The 17,359-nt window shown below is 42.1% G+C and carries 10 protein-coding genes and 2 pseudogenes; 10 read left to right on the top strand and 2 right to left on the bottom strand.

The features are described from left to right. The first annotated feature begins 54 nt into the window (after nt 1-54). The 5 genes and pseudogenes from NYZ99_RS01995 to NYZ99_RS01975 all read left to right on the top strand — a co-directional run bounded on the left by NYZ99_RS01995 (nt 55) and on the right by NYZ99_RS01975 (nt 8,433). Nucleotides 55-4,396 (top strand): annotated as a pseudogene (locus tag NYZ99_RS01995) (CusA/CzcA family heavy metal efflux RND transporter). Between the two features lie 4 nt (nt 4,397-4,400). Further along, nucleotides 4,401-5,603, top strand: a complete 1,203-nt coding sequence (locus NYZ99_RS01990) for an efflux RND transporter periplasmic adaptor subunit (protein WP_260573239.1) — start codon at nt 4,401-4,403, stop codon at nt 5,601-5,603. Between the two features lie 16 nt (nt 5,604-5,619). Then, nucleotides 5,620-6,036, top strand: a complete 417-nt coding sequence (locus NYZ99_RS01985; protein ID WP_138257807.1) for a Fur family transcriptional regulator — start codon at nt 5,620-5,622, stop codon at nt 6,034-6,036. Nucleotides 6,037-6,095: 59 nt separating this feature from the next. Next, nucleotides 6,096-6,469, top strand: a pseudogene (locus NYZ99_RS01980) (DUF3703 domain-containing protein). After that, nucleotides 6,466-8,433: a heavy metal translocating P-type ATPase gene (locus NYZ99_RS01975; RefSeq protein WP_260573237.1), complete on the top strand. Its 1,968-nt coding sequence runs from the start codon at nt 6,466-6,468 to the stop codon at nt 8,431-8,433. Before NYZ99_RS01980 ends, NYZ99_RS01975 begins: the two are co-directional and overlap by 4 nt. A gap of 279 nt (nt 8,434-8,712) precedes the next feature. Here NYZ99_RS01975 and NYZ99_RS01970 read toward each other — a convergent pair whose 3' ends face one another. After that, nucleotides 8,713-9,936: a site-specific integrase gene (locus NYZ99_RS01970; RefSeq protein WP_138257810.1), complete on the bottom strand. Its 1,224-nt coding sequence runs from the start codon at nt 9,934-9,936 to the stop codon at nt 8,713-8,715. A gap of 503 nt (nt 9,937-10,439) precedes the next feature. Between NYZ99_RS01970 and NYZ99_RS01965 the strand changes: the two genes are divergently transcribed. The 5 genes from NYZ99_RS01965 (at nt 10,440) to NYZ99_RS01945 (ending at nt 16,013) form a co-directional block, all read left to right on the top strand. Continuing rightward, entirely contained in the window at nt 10,440-11,918 is a 1,479-nt protein-coding gene (locus tag NYZ99_RS01965) for an AlbA family DNA-binding domain-containing protein (RefSeq protein WP_260573236.1), read from the top strand. Nucleotides 11,919-12,202: 284 nt separating this feature from the next. Then, nucleotides 12,203-12,472: a helix-turn-helix domain-containing protein gene (locus NYZ99_RS01960; protein ID WP_149273064.1), complete on the top strand. Its 270-nt coding sequence runs from the start codon at nt 12,203-12,205 to the stop codon at nt 12,470-12,472. A gap of 2 nt (nt 12,473-12,474) precedes the next feature. Beyond that, on the top strand, nt 12,475-12,720 hold the full coding sequence (locus NYZ99_RS01955; protein ID WP_260573234.1) for a hypothetical protein: 246 nt from the start codon (nt 12,475-12,477) through the stop codon (nt 12,718-12,720). Nucleotides 12,721-13,323: 603 nt separating this feature from the next. Next, a complete protein-coding gene (locus NYZ99_RS01950; protein WP_260573233.1) occupies nt 13,324-13,710 on the top strand; it encodes a plasmid mobilization relaxosome protein MobC in 387 nt (128 codons plus the stop codon). Continuing rightward, nucleotides 13,707-16,013: a relaxase/mobilization nuclease domain-containing protein gene (locus NYZ99_RS01945; RefSeq protein ID WP_260573231.1), complete on the top strand. Its 2,307-nt coding sequence runs from the start codon at nt 13,707-13,709 to the stop codon at nt 16,011-16,013. The genes NYZ99_RS01950 and NYZ99_RS01945 overlap by 4 nt, the downstream gene beginning before the upstream one ends. Nucleotides 16,014-16,111: 98 nt before the next feature. Here NYZ99_RS01945 and NYZ99_RS01940 read toward each other — a convergent pair whose 3' ends face one another. Further along, nucleotides 16,112-17,302, bottom strand: coding sequence for a hypothetical protein (locus tag NYZ99_RS01940; RefSeq protein WP_260573230.1), 1,191 nt, complete (start codon nt 17,300-17,302; stop codon nt 16,112-16,114). Nucleotides 17,303-17,359: the final 57 nt, after the last annotated feature.

Genomic DNA, 17,359 nt, shown 5'->3' with positions numbered 1-17,359 from the left:
CGCAGTCGAAGGGAAAGCACAATTTCATTTTTAACTGAATTAACACCTAAATCTATGATTAACAGAATCATTGATTTTTCAATCAATAACAAATTTATTATCGGTCTGCTTACACTGGCACTCATCGGTGCCGGTATCTACAGTATGACCCAAGTTCCCATAGATGCTGTGCCGGATATAACCAACAACCAGGTACAGGTCATCACGCAATCGCCCAATCCGGGTACAGAGGATATCGAACAGTTCGTAACCTATCCCGTGGAAGTGGCGATGAGCAACCTTCCCGATGTCAAGGAAATCCGTTCGATTTCCCGATTCGGGCTATCGGTGGTAACGGTAGTTTTTGACGATGATATGGGAACCTTTTTGCCACGCCAGCTCGTTTCCGAAAAACTGACTGAGGTACGCGAGCAAATTCCGGAGGAATTGGGCCAGCCATCGATGGGACCTATTACAACTGGTTTGGGCGAAGTGTACCAATACACCTTAAAGGTCAAGCCTGAGTTTCAGGACGAGTATTCCCTTGCCGACTTGCGCACGATGCAGGATTGGATTGTACAACGACAAATGGCGATGGTGCCTGGCGTCGTTGAAATCAATGCGATAGGTGGAAAGATTAAACAATATGAAGTGGCCGTTGACCCCAACGAATTGAAGGCTATCGGGCTTACCATTACCGATGTATTTAAAGCTTTGGAAGCAAACAATAGGAATACGGGTGGTGCCTACATCGAAAAGAACCACCAGGCCAACTTCATTCGGGGTGAAGGTTTGGTACGCAACCTCAATGACATCAAGAAAATCGTTATTAAAAATGAAAATGGTGTGCCCATCACCGTAAACGATGTGGCCGATGTACGCTTCAGTTCCGCCGTTCGCTATGGGGCATTAACGCAGGATGGCGAAGGCGAGGTCGTCGGTGGACTGGTGATGATGCTCAAAGGCGTAAACTCAAACGAGGTCATTGTCCGCGTTAAGGATAGGATGGCGGAAATCCGGAAATCACTTCCCGAAGGCGTGGTCATCGAACCCTTGTTGGATAGAAGTAAACTCATAAGTGAGACAACGGGCACGGTACGCAACAATCTTCCGGAAGGCGCGCTCATCGTGATTTTTGTACTCGTCTTTCTTTTGGGGAACTGGCGTGGCGGACTGATTGTGGCATCGACCATTCCCCTATCCCTATTGTTTGCCTTTATCCTAATGAATGTTTTTGACGTATGGGCGAACCTGATGAGCTTGGGTGCAATCGACTTTGGTATTATCGTAGATGGGGCGGTCATTATCGTGGAAGCGAGTGTATTTCTTATGGCCAGTTATGTGCTTAAAAAGAAATCTTTGGATAAGAAAGACCGTGACGAAATTGCAGCCGATGCATCCAAAAAAATGATGAACGCAGCCTTCTTCGGACAGCTGATAATCCTTATCGTTTTCCTACCCATCTTGGCATTGGAAGGTGTCGAGGGCAAGATGTTCCAGCCTATGGCACTTACGTTCATCTTTGCGATGATTGGTGCAATGGTTTTATGTCTGACCTATGTGCCGATGATGTCCGCATTATTCCTGAAACCGCCAAAAAAGGAAAAGAAATCGTGGGGCGACCGTTTTGTACATTGGGTACAACGCAAGTATGAGCCCCTATTGTTAAATGCCTTGGAAAAAGGAAAATGGGTCGTTAGTATTGCGGTGGCCATCTTTGCCGTGGCTATCTTCACGTTCACTAAAATGGGCGGTGAGTTCATACCGCAATTGGACGAGGGCGATATTGCTTTCCACGCTATTTTGAAACCCGGAAGCTCATTGAGCGAGACCATCGAGACCACCACAAAAATAGAACGCATCGTAAAGGCCGAATTTCCCGAAGTGGAAAAAATAGTTAGCCGTATCGGTGTTGCGGAAGTGCCTACCGACCCAATGCCTATGGACTTTGCCGATGTATTCGTAATCCTGAAACCGCAGGACGAATGGGTTTCTGCCGAATCCAAGGATGAACTTATTGACAAGATGAAGGATGCGGTGAGCATTATCCCTGGTGTCAATTATGAATTTACGCAACCCATCGAAATGCGGTTCAATGAACTATTGGAAGGCATCCGTGAGGATATTGCCATTAAGATATACGGTGAGGATATCGATGTACTTGCGTCCAAAGCGGACGAGATTACCAAAATCATCGCAGGTACTGAAGGTATAGGCGATATGCGGGCAGAAGCCACATCGGGCTTACCGCAGATGACGATAAAGTACAATCGAAACAAACTGGCCCAATACGGCGTAAGCATCGACCAACTCAATATGATGGTGCAATCCGCTTTTGCAGGTGGGTACGCAGGGGTCATTTTTGAAGGTGAAAAGCGTTTTGATTTGGTGGTAAGGCTCGATGAGCAGAACCGAAGCGATATCAACGATATCCGTAATCTCTATATCAATCTACCGAACGGTTCACAAATTCCACTTCACGAACTGGCGGCCATCGAATACACACCGGGACCGATGCAGATAAGCAGGGACAATACCAATCGCAGAACCTATGTAGGCGTTAATGTACGTGGTCGCGATGTGGAATCGCTGGTCAATGAGATAAGGGACAAGCTGGATGCAAACCTCGATTTACCCCCAGGTTATTTTATCCGCTATGGTGGTGCCTTTGAAAATCTGGAAAGGGCCAGCGACCGATTGCAGACCGTGGTTCCTATTGCGCTATTACTCATATTCATCCTGATATATTTTGCATTAAAATCCTTTCCGCAGACGTTGATGATTTATCCGGCCATACCGATGGCGACTATTGGTGGCGTGTTCGCTCTCCGGCTTAGGGATATGCCCTTTAGTATTTCCGCAGGGGTTGGCTTTATCGTGCTTTTTGGGGTTGCCGTACTGAACGGATTGGTAATGATTAGCGGATTCAACGAACTGAAAGAGGAAGGCGTTATAAACCTAAAAGAGCGAATCGTTGAAGGAACAAAAAGAAGGGTACGCCCCATTATGCTCACGGCCTTTACCGATATCCTTGGGTTTCTGCCAATGGCAATTTCCGCATCGGCAGGGGCAGAAGTTCAGCGACCGTTGGCAACGGTCGTTATCGGTGGATTGATTACATCCACCTTGTTGACTCTATTCATTCTTCCCATTTTCTATCAATGGGTAGAAAGACGTTCGGAACGCAAGATAAAGGTCAATCCGAAAATCGTAACCGCTTCTGCGGTGGTCTGTTTCTTTTTTGCTTTCGCGAAAGCGGAAGCGCAACAAGTTCGGCAGAACGATACATTACCTGTTGTTTCATTGGAACAAGCGGTAGAAATATCCAAAGAAAACTATCCGCTATTGAAAACAAAACAACTGGAAATTCAAAAGCAGAACGCCCTAAAAGGTACGGCCTATGATTTAGGGAATACCCAAGTGTTTACCGGTGGTGAGGAAGTTTCTGATGGTCAGGGCATTTATACCCTTGTTGGCGTGGTTCAACAGAATATCAACCTGTTCGGTATCGGTGCGAAGAAGCGGTTGCAAAAACAGCGTATCGCCTTGGCGGAAACCGCACTTGACTTTACCGCATTGCAAGTGGAACAGGAAGTCAAAAAAGCTTGGTCACAGGCCTATCAGCAACGGCAGAAATTTGAACTGTATCGTGAACTGGATTCCATCTACTCGCAATTTGAAAAGGCGATTGAACTGAATTACGAGGTAGAGGCCATTTCACGTTTGGAATATTCATCGGCAACCAATCAGGCATTACAAATCAACAATAAACTTCAACAGGCCGAAAGTGACTATGCCATTGCCCTACAGAAGCTTAATCTTTGGTTGGTTTCCGACACGTTCTATACTGTTCCCGACACCCTTGATGAAAATGAAATGGCAGTACTGGGAATTCCATCAACCATAGAAACCCATCCAGAACTGGAACTTTCGCGAAAGCGGATTGAGGAAGCCCAATCCAGCTACCAAGCTGAACGTTCCGATTTGTTGCCCAATCTCAACCTTCAGGGCGGATTGCAACGGGTGAATGGCAGTAACGGATTCTACACTTATCAGGCAGGAATATCCCTTCCATTGTTTTCTCGGTACAGAACGCAGTCAGGCCAAGGCAGCCAAAATCCAAAGTGAAATTGCAAAAGCCAATGCGGACTTTACCAAACGCCAACTGCAATCGGAATATCGACAAGCTGTACAAGCGTATCAAAAATGGGAAGCATCCTGGCGATTCTATAAGGACAAGGCCTTACCGCTTGCCGAGGAACAGCGACAGGGTGCGTTATTAGCCTATAAGGAAGGTGCCGTGGATTATGCCGCATTCACCCAAATTATTAGGGATGCCATACAGACGGAAATGGATGCGCTGGACGCGCTCGACAATTATCTAAAATCAGTTTTTGCACTACAATATTTCAAATAATAAAATGAAGAATCTATCAAAATACACAGCTATTGGTTTGTTGGCGATGCTTTTGGCGTTGACCGCTTGTGGCGATTCCAACAAAGAAACCGCAGGGAATAAAAATGCCAATCCGGAAATGGAAAAAGAACATTCCGAGGGTGAAGCCGAGGAAGTAATGCTCACAGCTAAACAGTTCGATGCACTACAAATGGAAATCGACACCCTGCAAATGCGGAATATGAGCGGTTATGTGCAAGCCAACGGGCAGTTGGAAGTCCCACCTCAGAACGAGGCCACCATCACAACGGTAGTAGGTGCCAACGTGGTATCCATCGAAGTTATCGAGGGTGATAAGGTTAATAAGGGGCAAACGGTCGCCTATCTGTCCCACCCCAATATCATCGAGAAACAAACGGATTACCTCAATGCTTTCAGTAATAGTCAATTTCTTAAAAAGGAATATGAGCGGCAAAAAACCCTGTACGATGCAGGTGTCGGCAGCGGTGCCAATTTTCAAAAGGCAGAAGCCGAATACCAGGCATCCCGAAGTATGGTAAAAGGTCTTGAGGCGCAACTGCAACAGTTGAGTATCAGCGCACCAGGCGTAAGAAACGGTACAATTTATCAGCGTGTATCTCTTAGAAGCCCCATTGAAGGATTCGTCCAAAAAGTAGAAATTAAGACTGGGCAGTACGTAGAACCACAGACCGACCTTATGGAAATTGTGGACACCCATCACGTACACGCAGATTTGATGGTTTTCGAAAAGGATGTCCATAAGGTGAAAGAAGGGCAAAAAGTGGTTTTCAATGTACAGTCCATTCCCGGAAAGGAACTGACTGCCGAAATCTATTCCGTAGGAAAGACCTTTGAACAAAATCCGAAGGCTATTCACGTACACGCTGAAATCGAGAACAAGGAAGGCAACCTGATTCCCGGGATGTACATTCAGGGGCGCATCCAAACGGAAAATACACAAACTAAGGCGATGCCCGAAGCTGCCATAGCAGCCGATGGCGAGAGATTCTTTGTATTCTCGGCAGAAAAGGAAGGTGACGATTGGTCATTCAAACCCATTGAAATCACCAAAGGCACCCACGATGGCGATTGGATTGCCATTGATTTTTTGAGCGAACAAGAACCGAACACACAATACGCCTATAACAACGCCTACTACCTAATGGCGGAACTAAAAAAGGGCGAAGCGGAAGAACACGGACATTAATACAGACAATTATAAAATGAAAAAAATAGAACAAAGACTCACTGAAAATGGCGTTCGCCCGACGGCGATGCGGTTATTGATTTATAAATATTTGGCAGAAAAGGAAGTAGCCATATCATTGACAGATATTGAAGCCGCTTTCGCGAAAGCAGAGCGTACGACTTTATATAGAACGTTGCGCACCTTTGAAGAAAAGAAAATTGTGCACCAAATAGATGATGGTACAGGCATACAAAAATATGCACTTTGTGAGCCTGGTTGCGATTGTAACCTTGAACAAGATTTGCACCTGCATTTCCATTGTAACAATTGCGATGAGACCGTTTGCCTGACCGAACATAAGATTCCACATATCAATCTGCCAGAAGGCTTTGTGGCAGAGGATGCCAATTTGGTACTGAAGGGTATTTGTGACAAATGCAGCGGACAATAATGCACTTCCGTTGCATAGGTCAGATACATACCTTGCACTTTAAAAATGAATAATAAATAATGAAATTTAATACCACCATACCAATAGGCCTTAGAGCATTTTATTTAGATGAACTGAACCTATATCGTTCTTCATTACATAGTGGAAATTCATCCCAAGCTTGGCATCACCTTGAACGTTCCCATATTCTCGGTCAATCCTACCCGTTGGAACATACCTATACCCATTGGTCAATGTTAAAATTCGGGTTACGCCAGCGAAACACAAAAGAAGTTCGGGTCAGGTGTTGCGACTTTTGGTTGGTGGTTGGAAATCATTTATCGACCACGTACCCATTGGAAATACCGGTGGAAGCGATGTGCCACCATTGAAAAGAATGGAAATGCCCGAAGACATAGCCAAAATTTTAAATAAATACCGAAAAACGCAATGAAAAAGAAAAAAGTAAACTTACGGGATTTAGACCCGAAAGAACATCAAGGTGAGCACAGTCACGATGACGGACATAACCATAGCAGTGCCGCAGAGGTATCCAATTTTAAGACCTACTTGCCCGCCATTTTCAGCTTTTTAATGCTGATTACGGGCATTGCCATAGATTATTTCGATACGTTCCCATTCTTCAGGGGCTGGGTGCGGATTATTTGGTACACTGTAGCTTACATTCCCGTTGGGTTTCCTGTAATTAAAGAAGGCTGGAACAGTATCAGGAACGGTGATTTCTTTACGGAATTTTTCTTGATGTCCATTGCCACCTTGGGGGCATTTGCCATAGGCGAATATCCCGAGGGTGTGGCCGTAATGCTATTTTATGCCGTGGGCGAACTCTTCCAGAACGCTGCGGTAAATAGGGCGAAGGGAAATATAAAGGCACTTTTGGATGCGCGACCCGATGAAGCATTGGTTTATAGAAATGGGGATTTTGTTTCGGTCAATCCCGAAACGGTCGAGATTGGTGAAAGAATTCAGGTTCGCGTAGGCGAAAAAATTCCTTTGGACGGCATTTTACTTTCAGAAAAAGCATCGCTGAACACGGCTGCCATTACCGGTGAAAGCAAACCCGATACCATTGCCAAGAGCGAAAAAATCTATGCAGGAAGCATCAACTTGGATGGGGTCATTGAAGTAAAGACTACCAAAGAATTTAAGGACAGTTCCATCGCCCGAATCTTGGATATGGTTCAGAACGCTACCGCCCGAAAATCTAAAACGGAGCTGTTCATTAGAAAATTCGCCGGAATTTATACACCCATCGTGGTTTTCCTTGCCATCGGACTGACGTTTTTGCCCTATTTCTTCGTGGACGATTATGTGTTTAGGGATTGGCTCTACCGCGCTCTGATTTTCTTGGTAATTTCCTGTCCCTGTGCCTTGGTCATATCCATTCCCTTGGGCTATTTTGGCGGATTAGGTGCGGCATCCCGCAACGGGATTTTGTTCAAAGGTGCGTCCTTTCTCGATGCGATTACCAAGGTAAATACCGTGGTAATGGACAAAACGGGTACAGTTACCAAAGGGGTCTTCAAGATTAAGGAAGTGGTCAACAAATCCGCTTTTGCAGAAGCGGAATTTATGCAATATCTGATGGCGATGGAAGAACAATCCACCCATCCCATTGCAAAGGCAATTACGGAATATAAGGCCGATGGTGCCGATTTTGAAGCGACCGAAGTTTCCGAAGTGGCAGGAAAAGGACTGAAAGGTACGGTCAACGGAAAGCAAGTATTGGTCGGCAATAAGGCTTTGATGGTTTCCAACGGCATCGAAGTTCCCTCTGAAACCGATACCATAGTCGAATCCATAGTAATGGTAGCCATCGATAAAAAATTTGCCGGATACGTGACGATTGCCGATGAACTGAAGGAAGATGCCCACCAAGCCATCAAACAGATACGAGAGGCGGGTATCTCTAAAATCATAATGCTCTCGGGCGACAAGGATTCCATTACCCAAAAGGTTTCCAAAGAATTGAATATCGATTGGGCAAAAGGAGGTCTACTACCGGAAGATAAACTGACCGAGGTTGAAGAACTGAAAAAAAAACCTGACACCACAGTTGCCTTTATGGGTGATGGCATCAATGATGCGCCCGTACTCGCTGCAAGCAATGTGGGTATCGCAATGGGCGGTTTGGGAAGCGATGTGGCCATCGAAACCGCAGATGTCATCATACAGACCGACCAACCAAGCAAGATTGCCACGGCGGTTAAAATCGGTCGTTCTACCCGAAAAATTGTTTGGCAGAATATCGGTTTGGCATTCGGGGTAAAAATTATCGTGCTTATTCCGGGCGCAGGTGGACTTGCCACAATGTGGGAAGCGGTCTTTGCCGATGTTGGGGTAGCATTATTGGCAATTTTTAATGCGGTGCGGTTGCAGAAGATGAAGTGGGGGTAGAATAACGTTTCATAATATTTTTAGCTTGGTTCTTCTATAAAACGTCAGTTATATAAGACAATACCGGGAAAGCAAACCTTTTTTCGTCAAGATGTCCTATTCTCGGTCCTTTGTATTGGCAAAGTTAATGCACCTTATTATGAGACTGAAATCTTAAAAAAAAATGGAATTTCCGACTTGGGATTTAGTGCCCTATCGGGCACTTTTTGTGGTTAGGGAGAAGAAGAAAAAGCGGGATTTTAATCAAACCGAGAAAAAAAGCTTCATTCAAAATGAAACTTAAGACATGATTTTAGCATCATAATCATCAATAACATTGGTTTCAAATGAACTTAGATAGCTTTGGGTCATGGCCTCGGTTGTATGGCCCAAACTATCTTGAATCACATTGCTAGGCGCGCCGCTTCTCTTTAGTATGTTGGCATAGGTGTGTCGGGCAGTATAAATTGTGAATTTTGGAAGTTCAAGTCTTTCCGCCAAACGCTTTAGATAAATATTCTGCCTTTTTCGTTTGTTTTTTATGGTTTCATGGGTTTGATTTTGGGATACATCCTTGGTAAGTATAGGAAAAATGTAATCATCCTTTTGAATTTTGCCCTTATTATAGTCAAGGAGCATTTGCTTTAAGGCAGGGGTTATTTTGATGGAGAACAATTTGTTCTTTGTTTTGGCCCTTATGTATGTTATCCGCTCAAAATCGCCTTGTACATTATCCCCTCTCAACAAGGCCATATCCATCCAATTCATACCTCGCAAGTAGAAAGAAGCCATGTACAGGTCTCGCGCCTTGGCCAAGTGAGGCTCTTCAATTGATACTTCCTTTAAAGTTTGTAATTGCTCCCTGTTTAAAAATTGTCTTTTAGGAGTTCCGTTCTTTATCGAATAATCGTTAAAGGGATTGTGATTTTCCTTGGCTATCCCGTGCTTAATAGCTTTTTTGTAAACCGATCTCAGAGTTCTGAGATACACACTTAAACCACCGGCCGTATTTCCGGAAGCGTAATGATTCGTCTCCAACTTCTTTACAAAAGCGTAGTTGATTTGACGGAAAGGAAGGGAACGCTTTCCATGGAATTTTTCTATTCTATTTCTCAGGGTCCTATAGATTTCTGCATTACCATATTTTCCGGCCTTTTTGAAATCTAGTATTAGAGAATCGATGAATTGAAAAAAGTCCATGTTGCCAACGGACTTACCCTCTATTTCTTTTTTGATTGAGGACATCGACAAACTTTCAATTTTACCATCTTCCTTCAAGCGGGAAACAGTGTCGTAAATCTTCTTCAGCTTTTCTTGTATTCCGTTGTTCAGCCGCGTAATATTCGAAGCTATTTTACTTGAAGGCCTTATACGTTGATTCTTGGCATCGAAGTCTTTTTCAGCCAAGTTGTAGCCCAAGGGCAGATATATAGATTTACGATTATAGGTGATGCGTATCACCAGCGGAAAGGTTCCGTCCTGTTTTTGGCGTACTTTGTTTAGAAGGACTTTTGTGGTTAGCATACGTTTGTAAATTTATAAACTATTTATAAACAAATATAGGTGTTATTTGGTTCTATATGGTTTTATATAATTTTTAATTTACTGAAAAACAGCCATTTAATTATTTTTAAAATCAATTAAAACCATAAATGACGTGTCTGTCACGCAGGGGGTCGCGGGTTCGAGTCCCGTCCGGACCGCCAGTAAAATAAGGCCTTCACAGATGTGGAGGCTTTTTTGTTTCACCCTATTGCACGTAGATTGCACGCATGTAGAGGGTATATTTTTTCCATCTATCTAATTTGGTAAATTAGTAATAATCAATTGATGGAGAGACAATTGCATCTCAACTAAGCTTAAGTAATCTATTAGTGGTTACTGAAATTCTTTAATTATCAAAAAATTCACCTGAGGTGCATATTTTTATCACAAACAGCCTTACATTTCAGCTACACTAACTTCTGCGGCTATAGACACAACAATAAATTATAGCTAGTTTTGTACTATCAAAACTGAAATACAAAGTGCTTCTAGAACGGCTAAAACATATTATCGAGCAGGGCGAGGGTACTAGAACCGAATTCAAGGAATCTCGGTCAAAGCTGCCCAAAAACCTATTTGAGTCCATTTGCGCCATGCTCAATAGAGACGGCGGGGATATTGTTTTGGGCGTAAATGATAGCGGTGTTGTTACTGGAGTAGATAAAATGAAGGTCGAAGAACTCAAAAGTAATTTGATCACGCTCTCTAACAATGCCAATAAATTGGAACCTCCTTTTATACTATTCCCCCAAGAATATGAAATTGGGGATGAAACGGTAATTCATATCCAGGTGCCAGCAAGTTCCCAAATGCACAAAAGCGCAGGCTATATTTTTGACAGAAGTAGTGATGGGGATTTTAAGATTCCCGAGCCACAATTAATAGCGGATATTTATAATAGAAAACGCAACCATTATTCTGAGGGTACGATTTATCCATTTGTACAGCTTTCTGATTTTAATTCGGAATTGTTCATGCGAGCAAGGAAATTGATTCGGGGGAATAATCAAAACCATCCGTGGTTATCACTCTCGGACGAACATTTGTTGCAAAAAGCCGGGCTTTGGAAAAAGGACTATGCCACTGGTAAAGAAGGATACACATTGGCAGCCATTTTGCTATTTGGTAAAGACGAAACCATACAGCAAATTTTACCACACTATAAAATCGATGCTTTGGTACGCAAAGATAATGTTGAGCGTTATGACGACCGTTTGTACTGTACTACCAATCTAATTGATGCGTACGACGAATTGATGGATTTCGTTGAAAAACATCTTTCGGATCCTTTCTTTTTAGAAGGCACACAACGAAGAAGTTTACGAGGAATTATTTTCAGGGAAATTATCGTGAATATGATTGTGCATCGCGAATATACCAATGCTCAGCCGGCCACTTTCATTATTTATAGGGATAGGGTCGAAACCGAGAATGCGAACAATCCGCATGGAGAAGGGGTTATCTCACCGATTGATTTTTCACCTTTTCCCAAAAACCCGTCCATCGCCAAGTTTTTTATGCAATTGGGCCGCTTTGATGAACTAGGTTCGGGAATCCTCAATGTGAACAAGTATATTAAAGCCTATTCGGGAAAGGATAACCCTCAATTTATTGAGGGAGCTACTTTTAAAACTATAATTCCTATTCCTGTTCGAAGAGTAGATAATGGAGGAACTAGTGGAGCTAATGAAGGAGCAATTGAGGGAGCAATTGAGGGAGCAATTGAGGGATTAACTGGGGGAGTAAAAAACCGTTTGATTACGCTTGTTGCCAAAACCTATAGTAACCCCGGCATTAAATCGACTGAGCTACAAGAAGTACTTAATGTATCCGAAAGAACGATAACATCTGATATTAATAGGCTCGGAGATTTTATTGAATACAGGGGCAGTAAAAAGACAGGAGGGTATTTTCTAAAGGATACTATTAAACAAATCTTGGACAGTACGAATACTGAATAAAGTTGCGGGATAACCTGCGGATTAAATTGCGGTATAAATTGCAAGATAAATTTTAGGTTCCCTATTTCTGATAAAAATCTCCACCTAAAGAATCAAGACAATAATTATTTGGCCATTCATAGTTTTGAAAAAGAGGTGGTTAAACAAACCATTTCAGACCTTGGAATACATCAAACAATTGATAAACGAGCTTCACAACGAATTATTGAACGACTGGTCGAATTGCAAGTTCCTAAAACAAGAAATACGGTAACTTAAATATTCAATTTTCTTTTCAAGAACCTATGCAAGTCGTCTGTCTACAAGAAGAAGCCTTTTATGCCCTGTTCACTAAGGTTATCGAACATGTAGAATCGAAAAGACAGGATACGCTCGACAGATGGATCGATGGTGAAGAGGCCATGTCCATTTTACGTATCAAGTCGACTACGACACTCCAAAAGCTGAGGGACGAGGGGAAGATTAGGTTCTCCCAGCCCCAAAAGAAAATCATACTTTACGATAGGGAATCAATTATGGAATATATCGAAAAACACGCCCGAGAAACTTTTTGACTATGGAAGAAGATATTAAAGTAGATGAAGCGTTTAAAAAATCCTTTAACTTGGGCTACCGAGTTGCAGCGGAACTAAATCTCAAAGTTCCCTTGCTTCACAACCAAGAAAAAATAATACCCGAAAACCCTATGCATTTGGGTATGCAACAGTTTATTGAAGAGGCCAAACATTCAAAGAACAAAAGGCAGGAAAAATCGGTAGAAAAAAATGAAAAAGGTAGAAAGGGCAAAGGTTTAGGACTTTGAATCTACAAACCAATTTAATAGACCTTGCTTCTGTAACAATTAGTTACTAAAAAAGAAGCCAACTTTCCCAATTTTAAATCTTCATATGGACAAATGATGAAATGAGCATATGATTATAGGAATATAGCTATAAAGCTATAGTAGAATAATCAAAGTTTCTATGTTATCAAGTTAGTCTTCTTATACTTCCGCCCTACGGAAGTCGCACAAACCTTCCACTCCCATCCTTCCGTTCGGACACGCTTCGCCGGTCCGCCCGTGAATTCTTTCCGTTCCAGTTTTGCACGACATCCTCGGAATGCGTAAAAGCAAAAGCGGCGAAAAAGCCGCTTTACCTTTTTTCTCCCTACCCACAAAAACTTGAACACTTCCGTATTTCTTCCCATTTTTTAAACACCATATTAGACCATTTTAATTTCATGCCTGTACCCATTTATATTGATATGGTTTCATATGTTTTTAGGAGTTAAATAACTGATTATAAACTAGTTGAAATCGAATATGATTATATATATTTATCCGTGAAACGGATAGCGAGGTACATTCTAAGTAACTTAGAATTGTCTACTTCTTGCGAAGTGTTTTGCTTAAAACGCAACTAAAATGGAACAAAATAAAAGAGGCAGGAAACGACTGGGAAACAAGAAGCGATTCCATAATGTAATGCTGCGGTTCAACGATACGGAATATGATAAATTGAGGTTGATTTGCGAATCATATCATCTGGATATTTCTAAAAGGGGCGTTGTAAGTCCACTTTTGAGAAGATTGGTTTTGCAAAGCATATCCGAAGAAAAGGACAGGCTTCCGGACACCTCTAACCTTGCCTATCAAATCAACAAAATCGGAAACAACATCAACCAATTGGTCAAGATAGCACACCACAAGAACCTGAGAAGTCCGAACAGTAGTTTGCAGAACGAGATACAAAAAACGAACGAATTGCTTTGCACACTATTGAAAATTACGATGGTAGAAAAACCAGCATGATAGCAAAGATTATTTACGGCCAAACCTGTACCGGAACATTGAACTATGTCTTCGGAAAGGAAGGTATGCAAATTCTTGGCTATGGAAATACGTTTTCCCAAAGCATATCCCCAAAATTCTTCGCGAGCGTGCTGTATTTTCAAGGACAGCGAAACTCTACGAAGAACCGGTATGCCCATATCAGTTTGAACCTTCCCCGTGGCGAACATGTGGACGATAGGACCTTCTATAAAATCTCCGAGGAGTATATGAAAAATATGGGCTTTGGGAATCAACCCTATGTAGTGGTACGTCACAACGATACCAAGCACGAGCATGTACATATTGTAACCACTACTGTAAAAGAAGATGGAAAGGTGTTGGAAATCTTCAATAGCCATAAAAGGAGTATGGCGATACGGCAACATCTCGAAAAAAAGTACGGACTTACACCTGCACCGACCAAAAAACAGACAAGCCAGTTACCGATATACCGACTACCGGAAGAACAGTTCGGAACGGAAGCGGAAAAGGGAACTAAGTACTATCTACAGGATGTCCTGAACAGCATTAACCAAAAGTACAAGGTGCGCAGTTTTGATGAACTTGCACGATTGGTAAAACGGTATCATATTGAAGTAAGACAGACCAAAAGTGAAACGGGAAGGATTGGGGTCGCATATGGGCTGAATAACCAAAATGGGTATAAAACACGATTCATCAATGGCTCCGAGGTGCATAGAGGATTGAGCGGCCCAAAACTTCAAAAAGTATTCGATGTACATTCAAAATCGAAGCTTTTGCCGATGTACCGAAAACGACTATTGAAACAAATAGAGACCACTTACGACCTTTTCCAAATCATCCGTCCGCATGATCTGGAAGCCGTGCTAAAGGAATATCAGGACATCGACATCAAACTGGACATAAAGGAAGATGTTATGGAGGGATATACCATCTATGACAAATCACGATATGTGTTCAAGGCAAGGGAACTTGGCAAAAATATTCGGATGCAGAACCGCATGGAAATTTTCGGGCAGGGCAATGAACCGACTCAAATCAATATCGAAAGCAAACAGTTCGGATTGGAAGTCCAAAAAACAATAAAAGAGGCATTGACGACATCTTATCTGAAATCCCCGAAGCAGAGCGGGTTGCTATCGGAACATATCGGGAATATGCAGTTCAAGGATATCGTTCCGAACTTGTTGGCCTCGGAAAGGTATCAATTCTTGGAGCGTTTTATTCCACGGAACCAAAGGGTGGAGTTCAGAAAAGCCATGGAAAATGAATTCCCAATGGTCAGAAAAAAGATGTACGAACAGGAGACCAAAAAGGAAAAGGAAACCTTGGAGAAAAAGTTCAAACTTATAGGCAAGGTATTGGAGAAAGGTATTTTCAATGTCGGCACGGAAAAGGGAAGTATCCGTCTATTGTTCCAAGCTTTGGGCGTAAAGTACCATGACAACCAATTGTCCTTTACCCAATCGGACAAGTATATCGTACCCGTTAATTTGGGCAATCTAACTTTTCCCAAGGAAATGGAAAAATATGTGTCTTCAGGTTTTGTCCGCCAAAACCATCTGATGCTCGAAATGCTATCGGAACAGTCTTCCGAGAACAGTTCCAAGTTGACGGCATCGGCCATTTTCCTGCCGATGATTTTTCCTAAACTGTATGATAGAATGAATCCCGATTATAAAAAGCAATACGAGAGTGTCGCCCTGGGTTCGTATATAAAAAATGCCGAGCGTATGCACGCACCTTTCGAGAAATCGGCGAAAGATTATATCGCCCTGTTCAATGCCAAAGGGTTCTATTTCGTAAGGGGAGAAAAAGGGTTCGAGGTAAAATCGATTTATACCGACAACAAAACAAGTTGTATCCTGCCGAAACGGACGAGCCAGTATCCGGGTTCGATTCCCGATTTGGCGACAACATTACAAGGGCAACGGCCATTAATCAAAAAGCTTGTAGAAGAAGGCAGAAACAAGCTCGAAAACCTATGGGCAGGTAATTTAATGGAAAGGGGGCTATACGATAAGTTCGCATATATGCTGACAATTGAGAATGTCCATCCCAACTTGCACCGTGAAGTGGTTCAACATCATATGGACAACGGCCTTCGAAAGTATATGAACCAGGTAATCGAACGAAAAACCAGTATGCAACAAAACCGTTTGCTTAAGCAGGGTGTTTACGCCATTAATTCGCTATTGGGCGGTAGGGGCAAGAAAACCGAAGAAGTCTACAACGGGTTCAAGGATGAATTTACGAATTGGTCAAAATACAAGGTTCAATGTGTAAGGCTATTCATATAGATTTAAACAAAATGTTTCAAAGAGAAATAAGTTTTTTAATAATTAAATATATTTTAGCTAAAAGAAAGAGTCTATGCGCAATCGGCCCTATCTTTTGATTAATAATTGACATTATGGATTCTTATCGACCTTTGCGCTTCTAAATTTCCGAGCATTATCATAATACTTAACGCGATGACCAAACTTGCCACCGCTAAGAACAAGATATGAAGATCAAAGCCGGGAAGACCTAACCATCCTGAAATACCCTTATAGAAAATCAATACCTCCATTGTAAAAAATCCTGTAAAGAAGGCAATGAAAGTACTTTTATCAATTTTCAACAATCGGAAATAATCCAAAAGAAAAAATATAGCTACGGTAATTACGCCTAAAAAAGTCCAATGTAGATAACCAATCGTAAAGTCGAGATACGTTGCCGCTAAATTTGCAAAGTAAGGAAACGCCGTCACGAGTTGAAGCAACATTTTTATTGAAAAAAGCAAAAGGACTATCCTAAGTAGTAGCCATTGAAACGGGGATAGAAATTTTTGGATGAAATGGCTCATATTGATATCGACCAATACCAAAATGCCACCTATCTGAAGTAATGCTCCTAAACCTCCCAGTATGTAAAAAAAAGTGGGGGGCATTATCCACAAAACGGAAAGAAAATAAGTAAGTACAATTCCTGCATTGAGGCCCCGGAAAAAGAATCCGATTTTCCTTTTAGGAATTATCAGTTTATTTTGCTCTAGCACGTATACAAAAAGTCCAATCAAGGATAAAACCATCCATCCATTATACTGAAAATGCAAATAGAAATAAATGGCTAGGCGATACCATATGGATTGGACGCCAAGATTGGTCATAATTCCGCCCAAGGCCCAAGGTCCCAAGCTTGAAAGGGCCATGTACCAAAGTGCCCACCTTAAACATTTAAAGGATAGTCCGTGTTCATTATCAATTTTGGCGTATTTTTCAAAAAGAAATAGAAATCGATAAGAGGCGAATAGAAAAAGGGTGGAAAACAATATGGAGAAAAGGGCATATCCCTGAAAAGGAAAAGTAAGTAACATCCCCATAATTGTCACTTGGGTAAACCCGAAAAGCCGCCTATATTTCTTAGTTATTTGCCCCTTTTCCAAAAATAGTTTATAAATAATTGTGGTCAAGGCAATATAAACCCATCCCAATAAGGCAATATGCGAGTGGGCATGTACAACATACCTATAATCGAATTCAAAACTTGCCAAAGAAAAGAATCGTAAAAGTACACCAAGCATCGCTGCCGCCAAAAAATAGGTCAAAGCTATCCGGATATGTTTTTGGAGATGTTTCAAATGTAGGGTACAGACCAGTCTATC

It is taken from the genome of Maribacter litopenaei, assembly GCF_025244665.1.
Lineage (GTDB): Bacteria > Bacteroidota > Bacteroidia > Flavobacteriales > Flavobacteriaceae > Maribacter > Maribacter litopenaei.
This window is presented reverse-complemented; position numbering and strand designations above follow the sequence as displayed.